Below are 17,551 nucleotides of genomic sequence, written 5' to 3' on the forward strand. Positions count from 1 at the left end.
GGCAAATTCGTAATGAAGAACAAGCAGATCATTTTTGATCTCAGAAACTATGCGGCAGGATGGGCTTTTTCGTCCTGCCGTATCCTTCTGAGATTAAATTCAACATATCAGGGAGGAAAACGAAATGGAAAGAGAAGCATTGTCACAATTACTGAAGAAGGATTTAATTATCGGATATGTATACGGTCTTGACGGAGAATGTCAGGAATTCTATTTTGAGAAATCCCCGTCCGGCATTGCAAGCTTTATCATCCTGAAAAAGGAACATGCGGACAAGATGATTCTGACGGATATGCTCGACAGACTGGTGCTGGATACCTTCGGAGAATTTATTAACCGCTGCCCGGATCAGAAGCTTCTGCAGGAGATCACGAAAGAGCTGGTACCGATGCAGCTGGGCGATAAGGAGCCTCTCAGTATTCCGATTGTGAGTATTGATGAAGCTCTTGAATTTCTAAGTCATGGAAGCCAGAAGCGAGCATGGATTTACTGCAGAATCGATGCACCGGAGGATACCCACGGTGTATTGAAAGGGCAGAAAAGGGAGCTCACGGATTACGCCGAGCAGATGGGATTTATAGTCGTTGGCGAATCTGAGGATATAGGAAGCGGTCTAGATTCTGACCGCCCCGGTCTTGCAGAGGTCATGAAGGCTGCCGGTGATGGCAGAATGGATGTATTGCTTGTAAAGAAGGTTGACCGCCTGGGGCGGGATACGGCAAAATTGCTGGAGTTCCTAAGAGGTCTGGATCAGCTGGGCGTGGAGCTTTATTCGCCGTTGGAGGGTCAAATCCAATTAGATTATCGAAGCCCTTCCCTTTCTTTGTGATGAAGGGAGGGCGAGCAATATGTCAAAAAATCAGGCAGCCAACGAAGTGAAGTATAAGGTAGCGGTAAAGCTGTTGGATATCATGCTCCGTAACGGTCTTATCTCCCCTGCCGAGTACAAAAAAATAGATGAATTGAACCGCCAAACCTTCACGCCGGAGCTTTCCAAGGTATATGCGTAAAAACACCTGGATATCTCAAAGCTTGTGTGGTATTGTGTGTTGCTAACAGGAGTCAAAAACGAGAGAAAGGAGAGAAAACCATGGCAAAAAAGATAACAAAAATTGATCCTGTCAAGCAGCAGGTCGTCCGGCAATTGCAGCCGAAAAAGCGGGTTTGCGCCTATTGCCGGGTAAGCACCGACTCCCGTGAGCAGCAGAATTCATTTACCGCACAGCTTGAGTATTATACCACCTTGATTGAAAATAAAGAGGACTGGCAATTTTCCGGAATTTATGCCGATGAAGCAAGAAGCGGAACAAAGCTTGCAAAAAGAGATGACTTTTTGAGAATGCTGAAGGACTGTGAGGACGGCAAGATTGATATGATCATCACGAAATCCTTGACCCGCTTCGCCAGAAACACAGTAGACAGCATTGAGGCAATCCGCCGCTTAAAGGCACTTGGCGTCGCCGTTTATTTTGAAAAGGAGCATATCGACAGCCTGTCAGAGAAAAGCGAGCTGATGCTGACCATTTTAAGCTCTCTGGCCCAGGGTGAATCCGAAAGCATCTCCACCAACAGCAAATGGGCGGTGATCAAACGCTTTAAAGACGGCACCTTCATCCTCGGCACTCCTGCTTATGGCTATACCAAGGATGAAAATGGCGAGCTTATAATTCAGGAGGAAGAAGCCGCAGTAGTCAGACGCATTTTCCGAGAATACTTAAACGGTAAGGGCACCTATGCAATCGCCAAGGATTTATCGGAGCAAGGACTCCCCACCATACGCTCGGCTGAAAAATGGAACGACGGTGTGATAAAAGAAATACTGCTTAATCCCATTTACACAGGCAACTTACTTCATCAGAAAACCATGACCACGGAGGTGCTGCCCTTTAAGCGGCAGATAAACAAGGGCCAGCTTCCTCAGTACCTGGTCGAGGATAATCATGCTCCCATTATCTCACATGAACAGGCGGAGGCGGTCAGAGAAATCTTTGAATACCGCAGAAAGCAGATGGGGGTGGACGATACGAATAAATACCAAAGCCGGTATGCCTTCAGCAGCAGAATCCTCTGTGGTGAATGTGGGGGTATGTTCCGGAGGCAGAAAATCTACATCGGCAAGCCCTATGAGAAAACCCAATGGTGCTGCCGCCAGCATATTCTGGATAACGCCAAATGCAGCCAAAAGGCAATCAGAGAGGATGATATCCAATGGGCTTTTACGGTGATGTGGAATAAGCTTGTAAGCAATTATACAGAAATCCTCACTCCTCTGCTGGATACGCTTAAAAAGCTCAGGATGAATGAACAGCAGGAGCAGGAAATTGGGGAATGCAGTAACAAAATCATGGAGCTTACAGAGCAGGGTCATATACTAAGCAGACTGGTATCAAAGGGATATATTGATCCTGCAGTATTTATAGAACGGCAAAATGCCCTGACCATAGAGCTTGCCACTGTGAAAAAGAAAAGGAGCCAGCTTCTGGATAACAACGGCTTCGACATAGAGATTGCCGGAACAGAACAACTGCTGGAGCTTATCAGAAACAATCCTCACGTTATTGAAGAATACCGTGAGGATTTATTTTTACAGGCGATAGACAAGGTTATCGTACAGAAAAACGGACAAATCACCTTCCGGCTAATCAACCGGCTGGAGCTGTCCGAACCCTGCAGGAAGGAGGCGTTAGAGGATGATGCAAAGGCATATGCCCATAGGATATAAGCTGGCAGATGGTAAAATACAGCTGGATGAACCAAAGGCGGCTATTGTAAAAAGAATATTTACAGACTATCTGTCTGGTACTTCCACCTCTGCCCTCGCAAAACAGTTGACCGAAATGAGCTTTCCGAACGCCAACAACAAAGCCTCCTGGAACCACGGGTCAATCGGCAAGATACTGGAGAATGTCAAATACCTTGGGGATGAATTCTATCCGCAGATGATTGATGTCGAGATGTTCGAGCAGGTGCAGAAACGCCGTAAAGAACGCTGTGAACAGCTGGGACGAAGCATTCAGCCAAACAGTGCGAACCGCCAGTATCCATTCACCGGAAAGCTCCGATGCGGAGAATGCGGCGAGGTTTACCGAAAATACATCGAGCACTGCGGCAAAGTGTCGGAGAAGTCTTTCTGGAAATGCAAGAAGTACATTTACAAGAACCGAGTTTGCTGCCGGTGCGGTTTCCTCACGGATGAACAGATTGAAAAAGCCTTTATTGAGGCAGCCAATCGGATTCTGGCAAGGATACAAATCCTCGACCGGAAGCCAAAGAAAGAACCAATTCCCAATAACCCCGAATTTAATAGATTGGATCAGCGTATTAAGGAGCTGGAAGCAGAAGGGCGATATTCGTCCAACGAACTTCCGGCTCTTATTTTTAAGCGGGCACAGGCCCTTTACAAAACGGCAATAATCGATGACGCCGAATATAACACCGAGAAGATGAAGCAGGCGTTTTCAGGCAGACAGCCTCTCACAGAATTTGATGAGGAACTGTTTCTGACGGTGATAAAGCAAATCACGGTATACGCTGATCATCGGCTGGTGTTTGAATTTATAAACGGATTAACCATGGAAGCCAAATACTAAACCAAGGAAGGAGAAACAATAATGCAGACAGCGACAGCTAAAAAGAAAAGCATATCTATTATACCCTCCAAGCCGGAGTATGACAGGAATATAAAGCCTCAGTTTAAAGCCCTGCGGGTTGCGGCATACTGCCGCGTCAGCACCACGCTGGAGCAACAGGAAACCAGCTATGAAGCCCAGGTATCCTACTATACCGAAAAAATCAAGAGTAATCCCAACTGGAAGCTTGCAGGTATCTACGCCGATGACGGGAAGAGCGCTACAAACACCAAAAAGCGTGACGACTTCAACGCCATGATCGAGGATTGCATGGCCGGAAAAATTGACATGGTCATCACCAAGTCGGTCAGCCGCTTCGCCAGAAACACGGTAGACAGCTTGCAGAACATCCGCAAGCTCAAGGAAAAGAACGTCGCCGTCTTCTTCGAAAAAGAGGGTGTGAATACGCTGGAGGGGACCGGCGAACTGTTAATAACCATCCTGAGCAGCCAGGCGCAGGAGGAAAGCCGGAACCTGAGTGAGAACACCCGATGGGGCCTTGTCAGACGGTTTGAAAACGGCATCGTCTCGGTTAACCACAATAAGTTTTTAGGCTACACCAAGGATAAGAACGGTGAGCTGGTCATTGTACCGGAGGAAGCGGATCTGGTCAGACGGATTTTCCGCCTTTACCTTGAAGGGAGTAGTATCATACAGATTACAAAAATTTTAGAGTCGGAAGGCATCACCACCGTCACAGGAAAGAGCCAGTGGTGTCCCGGCGTAATCGATAAAATGCTGAGCAACGAAAAATATATGGGGGATGTCCTACAGCAGAAAACCTATACCATCGATTTTCTCACTAAAAAGCGGGTGAAGAACAAAGGCATCGTCCCCCAGTATTACATAGAGGATGACCATGAAGCCATTATCCCCAAGGAGCTTTATTATCAGGTGCAGGAGGAAAAAGCGAGGCGGGCAAGTCTTAGTAAGACTGCGGCAGCCAGACGGGCAAAGCAAGAGAAGGAGAAAAGCAAATACAGCTCCAAATTCGCTTTAAGTGACATTATGGTATGCAAGGAATGCGGCCAGCCTTACCGCAGACAGGTATGGTCTAAATACGGTCAGAAAAGCGCTGTGTGGCGGTGTGAGAACCGCCTAAAGAACGGAACCAAGAACTGCAAGCACTCCCCTACCTTCAAAGAGGAAATTCTGCATGAAGCGATAATGACCGCCATAAACAGCGTCGTGGAAAACCGCGGCGAGTTTGTCGGAGCCTTCCGTGAGAACGTAATCCGAGTCATCGGCAGCTACTCTACTAAAAACATGACCACCGAGTTTGATGGGCAGATCGAAAAGCTGCAGGGCGAGATGCTGGCCCTGATAGAGGAAAACGCCAAGCAAGGCTCTATCAAAGAGGATTTTGACGAGAGGTATAAGAGAATCGCAGAGCAGATCAACGACCTGAAGCAGAAAAAGCTGGAGCTGGTGCGGGAGCAGAAAATGGCGGTGAATTTTCAGCAGAGGCTCGATGATATGGACGCCTGCCTGAAGAAAACAACCTGCGAGGTCAGGGAATTTGATAACGATCTGGTCAGGAGGCTCCTGCAGAATATCAAGGCCGTCAAGGATGATCTGATAGAGATCCAATTCAAATCCGGAATCGTGATGAACCAGCGGGTTTCATACTTTGATTAAAAGAAGGCAGGAACGGCTGCGAGAGGCCGTTCCTGCATAGAGATACAAGCTGTTAAGACTAAAATCCTCAATGCGCTGAGGGTTTTAGTGTTGGCAGATATAAAGTTGATTCCGAAGTACAATGAATGGTTGAAATGAAAGTTTATAAATCACTCTATTTTTTTGTCCTAAAAAATGGTATAATGCGAACTAATATAACAAAATTATAAAAAATTCTGTTAATTGAGCCATGCAGTTATGTGTGGCTTATATTGATAGGCGGAGGATTACATATAGCAAGATATTACCAGTTGTTATGCTAAATCTATTTTAAGGATGTTCGTGGGATGAAAAAACGAGTGTTTGTTTTTGATGAAACTATTATAAATACAAACCAAATAATTAATCTTAAGGACGAATATAGCCATATAAGAGGATATCACGGATGTCGTGTTCTTAATTTGGATGATTACTATGAAAATGGAATTGTTCCGATTAATAAAAATGAAACTTTAAGACGCGCATTATATTTACTCAAAAATGATAGGATTAGTGAAAATGAGATAGTCAAGGTGTTTAATTCCCACTGGATGAGATTAACGGAAACACATAAATATGTTTGGTTTACTCTAACAAAGAGTGAGCTGATTGACTATTGTGGGCATTACTTGATATATGGCAGTGAATTTATTTGCGGCATAGCAGCAGAACTGCGTTGCCAGGATAGTTTGAAAAAAGGAATTCCTACTATTTTTCACTGTGACATTCCGATTGAAAAGATTCCGTCTGGTTATCTAGAAGATTTAAATGATAGGATTAAAACTGGGGATGGATACAATTGCGGGTTTAAAGTTATTGGAGCAATTAGTAAAGACGAGGTTGTAAAGTGTGAACATCCCAGAAAGATTTTAGATCCTCTGAATGGTTATATGCCTTATTATTGCCGCTAGAATGCTGGTGAGTAAGGGGAGCCCCATGCCGATAAATGAAAATGTTAATATGAATACCGGACTTAGAAAAGGCAATCTTGGCCTATCATAGAGTGACCTCATTCAGAAATAATAAATAGCATAGGAAGTGATTAGTTGCATTTATTTAAAAATTTTAAGATTTATGATGATGAGTTATGTCCATGTGGAAGTGAAAAACTTTATAAATATTGTTGTAAAGAAAGAAAAGATAAATCTCTTATTTCTAGCAAGAAACCGCCTGAAGTTCAAGCGATGGAAAGAATGAGAAAAGCATTATTTAAGTGCTGCCTGTATCCAGACAAGACCAAATGTGCGAAGCATATTAAAGAGGCTCATGCTTTACAAAATAATAAAATTATTTCACGATTAGCTGTTGATGGGCATGTATATATGTTGGATACCAAGAGGCCTCCGCTGATTATTCCAATTGAAAATGAAGAACCAGAAATAATTACGCTGATTGATAAAGTAGGTGTTAATCATGCCACTACATCAACATGTTTCTGCGATGTCCATGACGATGAAGTCTTTGCTCCAATAGAGAAAAATGCCCTACCCTTTGATATAAACAACGAAGAACACAAATTTTTATATGCCTACAAAGCATTTATTTTTGAGTATTATAAAGAACTTGTCCTGGAAAATGTATTCAGGCAAAATATAAAGGAAAAGCCATCAATGCTAAAGTCAGCGGATGCTGTAAGACAATATAGAAATTTACTTTTAAAGCGAAAAGAAATGGATCAAATAAAAACATTTTTTGACACTGCTTTAATTACTCAAAATTATATTGGATTGAAAACACGAGTAGTTGAGATACCTGAAGAAATTGATTTTGCAAATTTTGCATGTGTTGGCTTTAGTTATGATTTAGAGGGTCATAAGATAAAAAATATTAAAAATAATATTATGGATAGAGTATTTCTAACAATATTTCCGGAAGAAAACAAATCATATATTATTATGAGCTATCTGGAAAAAGACAAAAATACTTACGGGAATTTGGCTGAACAGCTTAAATATAAGGATATAGATTTAATCAAATATTTTATAACTCTTGTTTTACCCTTATACTCAGAAAATATCGTATTAAGTCCACGCTTATGGGAGAAATGGGATGAGGAAACACAGATGGCATTCACTTTTTACTCAAATAGGAGTGGCTCTCAATTTGCTGTATATAATTTAGCTGTAAAATTCGGAATGCAGAATATAAAGAATAAGAAAATGAATTTACCTAATGGAAAACGATGTAAAATCGATCTGTTTTCATAGGTTTAGCTTACTCTAGAAGAAGGTGTTCGATTTGAAAGTATATGATGAAATAATCAGGCTTATTAATAAAAGAGTTGAGGGCGATTATTGGGATTACAAACAAGAATGGCATAGCGATAATGAACGGCTACTTCTTGATATATTATGTTTTGCAAATACCGTTCACAATAAAGACTGTTATCTAATAATTGGTGTTGCAGATAATGGCGATATTATAGGCTTAAATAAAAATAGCCCAAATAGAAAAAATCAGGCAGCTGTGTTAGACCTATTATCAAATTCAATGTTTGCTGGAGATTTTGTACCAGAGGTTTCTGTTGAAACCATATTAATTGGCAGCAAAGAAATTGATGTACTTACTGTGTTTAACTCTTACAATGTACCCTTTTACCTTCGGTCAAAGTCGAGAAAATATCATTCAATTGTGGAAGGATACATTTACTCCAGAAAAAACGATAGAAATACTCCTATATCTGAAAATAGTTCTATGCAGCAAATTGAATTGCTCTGGAAGAAAAGGTTGGGTTTGTTAAGTCCGCCGTTGGAGCAGATTATTTCAAGAATGAGGAACAAAGCAGAATGGCAAGAAATTGGTGATATATATTATAATGTATTTAACCCAGACTTTAAAATCAAAGAAGAATGGGATCAAGAAGAGCATAGAGATTATAAGCGCGAGTTTTACTCGTATAATCAGTGTAATGAAAGTACTCATTATATTAATTTGTATATTTTATGTAGGGAAACTGTTTTAAAACAATTCCAGGTAGTGATTTTAGATAGTGGCAGGTATAAAACGCCTGTTCCTACTTGGGGGTTCATTCATGATCCCATTAGATATTCGGAGTCAATATATACGTACAAGTATATATTGAAAAATAGCATTGATTACGCTATCCAACAATTTATATATAATGAAGATAGTGATGAAGCAAGGATTGCCAAACAAAGATTCGATGAGGTTGTCTTATATTTTGAAAATGAGCAGGAACAGGTGGACTTTCATCTATCAATTGAATCTTGCCCGGCAATTGTTGAGAAATATATAAATGATGCAAAGTTAGGCAAGTACATTGTTTCTTCCAACAATAAACTTGAAATTAAAGACTGTACAGAAAAGTTGATTACGGCATTTGCTTTTAAAAGATATTTGTCCGATTACCGTAGAAAAAAATCAGGTGTTGATGTTAAAAGAATCAAATCCATAAGGATTGTAAATAGAACATCAGTCGCGTTAAGACTTTCTGATATTGTGGAACATAGAGTGGATATCAATGAAACTGGAAAGGTAAAACATTTTCTTTACAATAGGGAAAGCAAAAAGGCAGTTAGTACATATAACTATTGTGCGGATAAATATTGGACAAGAAACTTTCTTAACTTTATAGAACCAATAACAACAGACTGGGAAAGAGACTATTCAGTTGATGTAAGCGATGGATATGAATGGTATTGTACTTTGAAATATGACGATGGCACTACTAAGAACATTAAAGGAAACATTGTACCTCCCCCCTTTGCTGATGATATTGAACGACGAATAATAAATTTGGCTGCTTTTGAGGTGACTCCATGGTTGTTTAATATGCTATAGAATTTGGGCTTAAAGATTAGTGAGAGCGGAAGAGGTAACTATCCGGAAAAATTCTATAGTCAATTATTTATGGAGCAGGGGGATTGAGATGGCAAAGAAGACGATTAAAGAAACAATTCATGCAAAAGGCATGGATATTGCTATTTATACTGAAGATTTTCAAAATGAATTTATTTCACTTACGGATATTGCACGATATAAAAGTGATGAACCATTTATTGTTATCAACAACTGGATGAGGGGAAAAGACACTGTTGAATTTTTAGGTTTATGGGAACAATTACATAATCCGAATTTTAAACCTATCGAATTCGATAGGTTTAGAAAAGAAGCAGGATATAATGCTTTTACATTATCACCGCAAAAATGGATTGAAAATACGAATGCAATTGGTATTGTCTCCAAATCAGGTCGTTATGGAGGAACTTTTGCCCATTCCGATATTGCTTTTGAATTTGCCTCCTGGATATCAGCAGAGTTTAAACTCTATATCATTAAAGACTATAAAAGGCTGAAAAGTGATGAAAGCAGTCGGCTTTCTTTAAGTTGGAATCTGAACCGTGAGATTTCTAAGTTAAACTACAGAATTCATACAGATGCTATTAAGGAAAACTTGATTCCGCCAGAATTGAAGCCATATCAAATTTCCATGACCTATGCCAGTGAGGCCGACGTGCTTAATGTTGCACTGTTTGGAATAACAGCCAAACAGTGGCGCGACGAACATCCTGACAAGAACGGGAATATTAGAGATTATGCTACCCTAAATCAACTGCTGGTTTTGGCAAATATGGAAAGCTATAATGCAATCTTGATTGAACAAGGTAAGCCTCAAACAGAGCGGCTACAGCTTTTGAATAAATTAGCTATTCGTCAATTAGAAGCAATTCAGGAAATTAACATGGATACAATAAAAAAATTGGAAGGTTAGAAAAGATAAAATGTCAGGATTGATGGCAAAAAATCTAAACACTTCTTGGCAACTTTGCTTTTAGAGCAGTATAAGTCTTTGGAAAGGATACGGATTAATAAATTATTAGTGATTCGTGCTTTTCAGAGAATTGCGATATAAATAGAGAGGGAGGGCTAGCATGTCATTCTTTGACCTTTTTAGAAAGAAACCAGTAGAAAGCGTGAAGCCTATTGCATTAGATAAAACAGCCGACGGAACATCTAAGCAGACTAAATCCGGTATATCATCATTCGTAAAGGTGACTTCGGAAATAATATCATCTGCGGCAGAGGAAGTTATTCCGGCCGAAAAAAGAATCAAAAGTGCCATTGCAAGCAAGCACGGATTATATCCCCATGAAGTGCTGGGATAGAGTACAATTAAGTTCGCAAAAGTAAAAAAGGAAAAGCCATCGGTAACTCCGAAAAGGTAAGTGCTGAAGCAAACCAAAAAGGAGTTGTTAACCGATGGCTTACCCAAATTCTACCGTACCTTTTGAAAAAATGCTAATGAAATTTGTAACCGAAGAAGATCCCATGCAGGCTATGTTAAAATGGCTCTGCGAAAGGCTGATGGAAGCAGAAGTGGATGCAAAGCTAGGTGCTGAAAAATCAGAACGGTCTACTGAACGTCAAGGGTATCGATCAGGCTATCGCGTTCGCCGTTTCGATACCCGGATGGGGACACTGTATTTAATGGTACCCAAACTGCGAAATGGCGGCTATATCCCTTTCTTTGTGGAAGGTAAGAAACGTTCTGAATTGGCCTTGATGAATGTGATTCAAGAAGCCTATGTTAATGGCGTATCCACCCGTAAAATAGAGAAACTCACTAAGTCCTTAGGCATTGACTCCATGTCACGAAGTCAGGTATCAAGCATCGCTAAAGAACTGAACGAACAGGTTGAAGCCTTTCGTAATCGAAGTCTCGATAAAGTCTATCCCGTACTCTGGGTGGATGCTCTCTATGAGAAAATCCGAGATGATCGAAGGGTCAAAAATATGGCAGTGCTGATTGTAACGGGTATTGATCTAGAAGGCAAACGAGATATTCTGGCCGTAGAGCCCATGCCAGAAGAGTCCACAGCAACCTACACCAGTCTCTTCGAAAAGTTAAAGTCACGAGGACTAGAGAAAGTCTGGCTGGTTGTCTCAGATGCCCATAAAGGGTTAGTTAAAGCTGTTCAAGAGTCCTTTATCGGGTGTTCCTGGCAACGCTGTAAAGTGCATTTTATGCGGAACATCCTCGCTCATATATCCGGTCGAGATAAGCAAGCGTTTGCTAATAAACTAAAGCAAATCTGGCTTCAACCAGACTATAGCAGTGCAAAGAAATACGCTAATTCTCTGATGGATGAGTTTGAGGCCAAATATCCTGAAGCCATTAAAACTCTGGAAGAAGGGTTGGAAGACTCACTACAGTTTTTCAGCTTTGCAGAGATTGATTCAAGAAAGATCGCGTCAACCAACCTGCTGGAAAGACTCAACCGAGAAGTACGTAGAAGAACCCGGGTGGTTGGGATATTCCCAAGTATGGATTCCTATATTCGGCTAGTAACCAGCTACCTTATTGAGTATAGCGAAGACTGGTGCAGTGGCCGATCCTATATCAATCCAAAAATCATCACTTCGATTGAGCAGGAACGTTCAAAAGCTGCGTAAGCCTTAATCATTAATTCAGAAAAGCATGACGCTCGGCGCTAGCCAAGCAAACTCTCTTTGATTTAGGGTTACTCTTTGGGGTGAAAGAGACTTTGCCGTCTTCAAGCGTTTTGGTAGGGTGCACGTGTCAATGGGATGATGCCGAGCATATCCTCGGCCTGACGGCCTCCGGTATCCCTCGCATCACCCTTGACACTCTTCCCAACTTACGCTTTTACATAAAACATTTAGCCTTAAGGGGTTCTGATGGTTTTTGCGAACATTTCTTGACACTATCAATAGAATAGTTTTATAATAATTTAAAGGACATGCAATTATTATAAAGGAGGAAGATTGGAATGGGCGAAATCAACAGGAGGAATTTTTTAAAAGCCTCGATGCTTGGAGCAGCTGCAGCTGCTGTAGCCTCGGCATCTGTGGTGAAGGGGATGGTTAGCCCCTTGGTGGCTGATGCTGCGGACATCGTGGCTCCGATCACGGAAACCTCAGAATTTCCATACAAGGTGGATGCAAAGTACCAGCGTTACAATTGTATGAAGAACTTCTTTGAAAAGACTTTCGATCCGGAAGCAAACAAGACTCCTATTAAGTTTCATAACGACGATGTTTCCAAAATCACAGGCAAGAAAGATACGGGGAAAGACCTGCCCACGCTTAATGCGGAAAGACTTGGGATCAAAGGGCGTCCGGCGACACATTCAGAAACAGGCGTTCTTTTCTTTGGTCAGCATACGGGTGTCATGCCACACCAGCGCAGTAAAGAAACAGGCAATACCTTGTTGGATGACGCCTTGCAAGCCGGAGTCTGGGCTGTAGAATTTGATTTTCACGGATTTAACGCAACAGATAATGGTCCGGGAACTGTAATCACGCCTTATCCCATAAATCCTATGACCAATGAAATAGCTAATGAGCCTGTCATGGTACCCGGTTTGTACAACTGGGACAATATCGATGTTGAAAGTGTGCGACAACAAGGCAAACAGTGGAAATTCAAATCAAAGGAAGAAGCCAGTAAAATGGTTAAAAAGGCAGCCTGTTTCCTGGGAGCCGATCTGGTCGGCATCGCACCCTATGACGAGCGTTGGACCTATTCTACCTGGGGCAGGAAGATTCCAAAACCTTGTAAAATGCCCAACGGCAGAACCAAATTAATGCCATGGGATTTGCCAAAGGTGCTGTCAGGCGGGGGAGTAGAAGTTTTCGGACATGAAAAATTTGAACCTGATTGGGAGAAGTATGCAGGTTTCAAACCAAAAAGTGTGATTGTCTTCGTTCTTGAAGAGGATTACGAAGCTTTGCGCACCTCACCGTCAGTCATTGCCAATGCCGCGACGGGGAAAGTTTACTCCAGTATGGGAGGAGTATCTTACAAAATCGCGGTTTTTCTGAGGAAGCTTGGCTATTATGCAGCGCCGTCAGGAAACAATACCGGATTGAATGTTCCTATGGCCGTTCAGGCCGGGCTTGGAGAAGCAGGCAGAAACGGACTTTTAATTACCCAGAAATTCGGTCCGAGACATCGCATCTCCAAAGTCTACACCGACCTGGAACTTGCTCCGGACAAGCCGAGAAAATTCGGGGTACGCGAGTTCTGCCGCCTGTGCAAAAAATGTGCGGATGCCTGCCCCGCCCAGGCCATCTCCCATGAGAAAGACCCTAAGGTTCTGCAGCCAGGGGATTGTGAGGAATCCGAAAATCCATATACTGAAAAATGGCATGTTGATTCCAACCGTTGCGGCTCTTTCTGGGCCTATAACGGTGGTCTCTGCGCAAATTGTGTAGCTGTATGTTCGTTTAACAAAATCGAGACCTGGAACCACGATGTGGCCAGAATAGCCACTCGAATACCATTGCTTCAGGATGCAGCCCGCAAGTTTGATGAATGGTTCGGCTATAGCGGGCCTGTAAACCCTGATGAAAGACTTGAATCGGGTTATGTTCAGAACATGGTCAAAGACTTCTGGAATAATCCTGAGTCTATAAAACAATAGTGATTTCAATGTCAAATATATTAATCATAAGGAGAAAATTATTATAAGGAGTGAAAGGTATTATGAATATATATGATGTGCTGATTTGGATGGCACTGGGTATGATTGCATTGCTTATCCAATACGGAATCTGGCGGTATCTGAAAGGGAAGGGCAAAGATACCATACCTCTTCAAATCTGCGGGTTCCTCGCCAACTTTTTCTTTATATTTGCTTTGGCCTGGGGATATTCCAGCTTTTCGGAGCGTGAATACCAAGCTATTGGCATGGGATTTATCTTCTTCGGAGGCACGGCACTTATTCCTGCGATTATTACTTACAGGCTGGCTAACCATCCGGCAAAAAAAATCAGAGAAAGTTCGGATTCTATTTCTGCTTAGCAATTAGAGTATCAAGCCATAGGGTTAATGAGGCCAGTAAGTGTCTCTTCAGATACTTACTGGCTCATCTCTATAATCTTCATAATTTTTTAAGAGGTTGAAAAACTGTGAAAACAAAGAAAAATAAAGCAGTGTTGGAAAATAGAAGAGGATGGGAATACTATTATCATTTTTCTCTACTTCTCACTGCCATAATAGCTATTTTATATGGTGTGTTCTGGGCTCCTCAATCAGTTGATTACAAGGGAATCATCCAAAAAAATGTTCTCGGCGTTATATCCATAGAAAAAATGATGGGGAATCAGCATGCCTATAAAATCGATACGGCACAGGGACGTTTCTATGCAGTATGTGATTCGGCTATAGGATATCAATCCAAAGTTGAGGCTATGACTATCGTCAACGAAAAGGGCCTTATAGAGAAAGTTATTATTACGAAACAGGGAGAGACTCCGGTTTTTTTTGAAAGGCTCACAAACCAAAAGTATTTTGACGGCTTTCAAGGTCTTGCAATCAAGGAGCCTATTTATTTGGGAGGAGCATATGGATATTCGGGATATCTGGGTAGTATAAAAACAAATAATTATATTGACACGGTAACAGGTTCAACAGTGTCGTCACATGCTGTGGCTGAGGCTGTGAACAAAGGGAATTCTTATTTATCAGGGCAATTTTTTAACACCCAATGGGCCAACCCTTACGATTTATTCCAGCTTAGCTGGAAGGATATGGCCATGATTGCGATGTTTTTAATTGCGTTTGCCTCAGCCTTTATCAAGAAGCTCGTAAAAATACGTCTGGCATTCCTGCTGGTTAGTGTCGTGGTGCTTGGTTTTCTCGTTAATCAGTTTGTGACAGGCAGCTTGCTTCTTTCAGCAATTACGTTGCAGATTCCCAGGATAACTAACCTGAAATGGTATGTGCTTATGGCCGGGTCTCTCGGATTTATTATCCTTTTGGGAAAAAATCTGTATTGCGCTTGGATTTGTCCTTTTGGAGCAGTACAAGAGATTCTTAACAAGGCTGCAGGGTTCAAATCTCTGAATATTTCCCAGAAGACTATTAAAATACTCAGGCTGGTGGCTCCGACCATTTTATGGGTTGCACTTCTGCTGGGCACATTACTGGGTGACTATGGGACATTGGATTACCAGCCTTTTGGCGCGCTTTTCCTGTTCAAATCGGTATGGTTAATGTGGTTGATGTTACCAATCTTCTTGTTTATGAGCTTATTTATTAGCCGTTTTTATTGTAAATTCTTCTGTCCGGTAGGATTTATTTACAATTTGCTTAACCGTTGGCGAAATAAGGAGGTAAGAATATGGAAACAGAGATTAGATCGATTGAAGCGCAAAAAAAAGGAAAAACAAGAGACCTTGTCTTCACACTCCTGATCCTTATTTTCGCAATCGCTCATTTTTTTGTAATGCTTCAGTCAGTGGGAATCCTCAGGGCTGACCGTTGAAATTTTCCTGAGAAAGTAGCGTATCAAGTAGACATAATGAGGGAGGAATCGTGATAATGAAGCAGTTCGAACTTGGACAATATAAGGGTCTAAATGTCAAGCGTTTTGATACAACAGTCCAAGAAGAGGAGATTCAGCAAGCCTTAGATTATATCATAGGCTCTTTTGATGAAATTGAAGAAGAAAAAAGAAATGAGCCTATTAAAACAAACGATTATGTAATCGTGGATATTGACGGTTATGAAAAGGATGCAACAGTACCGGTTATAAGAAACATCGATACAAAATTAATAGTCGGCAGTGAAGGTGTATTTCGAGAAGTTAGTGCAAATCTCCTAGGGAAGAAAATGGGCGACACAGTGACCTTTGAGACTGTTATTCAGCCCGATGCCTTAGAATTTCAGCGTTGGTGGGGAAGCGAGTTTACATTTACCGTTAAGATTAAGAGCGTTTTTGTGGTGAAGAAACCAGAATTGACTGAAGAATTAATTAGGAAAGTTGAACCTGATCTAAAAAACCTGGAAGACTTAAAAAATATGCTTGCCCTAAAAATCACTCACGAAAAAGAGGGGAAGGAACGGGAGGCAAATATTCTCTTGATTTTTCAAGCTTTAGTTAAACAATGTAAGTATGAATTTGATGAAGAAGAATTGGATTCAGCTGCTGAAGATTTATATAAGAAATTTACTGAAGAACTCAAAATAGTTGATGATATGGAACTTATGGAATATTTGATCCATAGAAAAATAACCGCAGACCAATTGCTGGCCGAATGTAAGGAAGAGGCATCCAGAAGGATTCTCTGGGAACTTATGATAAATTCTGTTATTGAGAAAGAAGAGATAAATCTTACTCCGGATGAAATCAAATATCTTGAAAAGCGAATTAACGAAAGCCGACAAAACGGTCAACTCCCCGAAGAGTTTATGGACATCAATTTTTTACTGGCATCGTATTTACGAAAAAAAACAATAGACTATTTGCTAAAAATCAATTTGGCAAGTTAATCTATCCTATCTTTTAAGATTATTACCACCACCGCGAATCGCGTCATAATTATAAAGCTGGTAGAAATAGCAGTAGAAAGCAGAGCACACCAACAGATGGCTTGTGAAGAATTGGCATAACGGTACGAACATTGTTGTGAAAGGTGTTATCAAGATTGAAACTAGAATCCTTTGTTGATATAGCGAGTGAAATTCAAAAACTATTTTATTTAATGAAGATGTTATTATCGGAGTAAGCGATACCGAAAAGATGCTTGCCGTTTTTAACGGGAAAAAGCTCATGCTTCATGCAAAAGCAGGTGATGTACTAAAAGAGGGTATGCCCGGTCTCATTGCGATGCAAACTGGGCAAAGAGTAGTGAAAAAAATCCCGAAAGAAGTTGCTGGTATTCCTCACATCGGTATAGGCTTACCAGTATATGATGAGGGAAAAATTGTTGGCAGTGTCATGGTGGGTATTTCCGATGAACGTTTTGACACTTTAATGGATGCTGGTCAAGGGGTTTTGGCCGCGGTTCAAGAAATCTCTGCATCAACGGATAACTTATCTAACGAATCACATGAAATTCTCGTGAATACAAAAGCAATGGCTCGTGAAATCGCACAAGTCAACTCTGATGTTGAACATATAAATGTCGTTCTTAACAAGATTAAGAGCATTTCGATGCAGACAAACATTTTAGGATTGAATGCTTCGATCGAATCTGCTCGGGTGGGCAAACTCGGTCGTGGATTTGCAGTTGTCGCAGATGAAGTGCGGAAGCTTTCAGAAAACACCAAATTATTAACAAAAGAAATAGATCAGGATTTAGAGAAAGTAAGGAAGTCAGTTTCCTCCTTAGTCACAGAAATTGGGCAATTTAGTAGAGTCATCGAAGTCCAGGCCGACGGGACTGAGGAGGTAACACGTGCAGTTGGTCAAATTGTTGAGATGGCTGGAAAGCTGGTTGAAATGGGTCGGGTAGATTATTAGATCTAGTCCACTGTAAGTTTTAACGCAGAATAT

At 41.2% G+C, this 17,551-nt stretch carries 16 protein-coding genes; all 16 read left to right on the forward strand.

The genetic code is table 11. The features are described from left to right. Nucleotides 1-124: 124 nt before the first annotated feature. Entirely contained in the window at nt 125-829 is a 705-nt protein-coding gene (locus tag DESDI_RS06750; RefSeq protein ID WP_015261894.1) for a recombinase family protein, read from the forward strand. A gap of 19 nt (nt 830-848) precedes the next feature. Then, a complete protein-coding gene (locus DESDI_RS18045; RefSeq protein WP_015261895.1) occupies nt 849-1,010 on the forward strand; it encodes an SHOCT domain-containing protein in 162 nt (53 codons plus the stop codon). 80 nt (nt 1,011-1,090) lie between these two features. Beyond that, nucleotides 1,091-2,722 (forward strand): recombinase family protein, encoded by a 1,632-nt coding sequence (locus DESDI_RS06755; protein ID WP_015261896.1) that lies wholly within the window; start codon nt 1,091-1,093, stop codon nt 2,720-2,722. After that, entirely contained in the window at nt 2,691-3,590 is a 900-nt protein-coding gene (locus DESDI_RS06760; protein ID WP_015261897.1) for a recombinase family protein, read from the forward strand. Before DESDI_RS06755 ends, DESDI_RS06760 begins: the two co-directional genes overlap by 32 nt. Before the next feature lie 21 nt (nt 3,591-3,611). Further along, nucleotides 3,612-5,267: a recombinase family protein gene (locus tag DESDI_RS06765; RefSeq protein WP_015261898.1), complete on the forward strand. Its 1,656-nt coding sequence runs from the start codon at nt 3,612-3,614 to the stop codon at nt 5,265-5,267. Nucleotides 5,268-5,593: 326 nt separating this feature from the next. Beyond that, nucleotides 5,594-6,196 carry a hypothetical protein gene (locus tag DESDI_RS06770; RefSeq protein ID WP_015261899.1) on the forward strand — a complete coding sequence of 201 codons (603 nt, stop codon included), beginning with the start codon at nt 5,594-5,596 and terminating at the stop codon, nt 6,194-6,196. 135 nt (nt 6,197-6,331) lie between these two features. Then, nucleotides 6,332-7,492: an SEC-C metal-binding domain-containing protein gene (locus DESDI_RS06775; RefSeq protein ID WP_015261900.1), complete on the forward strand. Its 1,161-nt coding sequence runs from the start codon at nt 6,332-6,334 to the stop codon at nt 7,490-7,492. Nucleotides 7,493-7,514: 22 nt separating this feature from the next. Beyond that, nucleotides 7,515-9,086 carry an ATP-binding protein gene (locus tag DESDI_RS06780; protein ID WP_041219333.1) on the forward strand — a complete coding sequence of 524 codons (1,572 nt, stop codon included), beginning with the start codon at nt 7,515-7,517 and terminating at the stop codon, nt 9,084-9,086. Between the two features lie 88 nt (nt 9,087-9,174). Continuing rightward, nucleotides 9,175-10,017 (forward strand): KilA-N domain-containing protein, encoded by an 843-nt coding sequence (locus DESDI_RS06785; RefSeq protein ID WP_015261902.1) that lies wholly within the window; start codon nt 9,175-9,177, stop codon nt 10,015-10,017. Between the two features lie 160 nt (nt 10,018-10,177). Continuing rightward, on the forward strand, nt 10,178-10,411 hold the full coding sequence (locus DESDI_RS06790; RefSeq protein ID WP_015261903.1) for a hypothetical protein: 234 nt from the start codon (nt 10,178-10,180) through the stop codon (nt 10,409-10,411). A 94-nt stretch (nt 10,412-10,505) separates the two neighbouring features. Continuing rightward, on the forward strand, nt 10,506-11,699 hold the full coding sequence (locus tag DESDI_RS06795) for an IS256-like element ISDha1 family transposase (RefSeq protein ID WP_011459365.1): 1,194 nt from the start codon (nt 10,506-10,508) through the stop codon (nt 11,697-11,699). A 338-nt stretch (nt 11,700-12,037) separates the two neighbouring features. Continuing rightward, entirely contained in the window at nt 12,038-13,693 is a 1,656-nt protein-coding gene (locus tag DESDI_RS06800; protein WP_015261904.1) for a reductive dehalogenase, read from the forward strand. Nucleotides 13,694-13,755: 62 nt separating this feature from the next. After that, a complete protein-coding gene (locus DESDI_RS06805; protein ID WP_015043729.1) occupies nt 13,756-14,073 on the forward strand; it encodes a hypothetical protein in 318 nt (105 codons plus the stop codon). 107 nt (nt 14,074-14,180) lie between these two features. After that, nucleotides 14,181-15,467, forward strand: coding sequence for a 4Fe-4S binding protein (locus DESDI_RS06810; protein ID WP_015261905.1), 1,287 nt, complete (start codon nt 14,181-14,183; stop codon nt 15,465-15,467). A gap of 127 nt (nt 15,468-15,594) precedes the next feature. Beyond that, entirely contained in the window at nt 15,595-16,545 is a 951-nt protein-coding gene (locus DESDI_RS06815) for a trigger factor (RefSeq protein ID WP_015261906.1), read from the forward strand. Between the two features lie 250 nt (nt 16,546-16,795). Beyond that, nucleotides 16,796-17,518 carry a methyl-accepting chemotaxis protein gene (locus DESDI_RS18400; RefSeq protein ID WP_015261907.1) on the forward strand — a complete coding sequence of 241 codons (723 nt, stop codon included), beginning with the start codon at nt 16,796-16,798 and terminating at the stop codon, nt 17,516-17,518. Nucleotides 17,519-17,551 lie beyond the last annotated feature (33 nt).

This window comes from Desulfitobacterium dichloroeliminans LMG P-21439 (assembly GCF_000243135.2).
GTDB classification, from domain to species: domain Bacteria; phylum Bacillota; class Desulfitobacteriia; order Desulfitobacteriales; family Desulfitobacteriaceae; genus Desulfitobacterium; species Desulfitobacterium dichloroeliminans.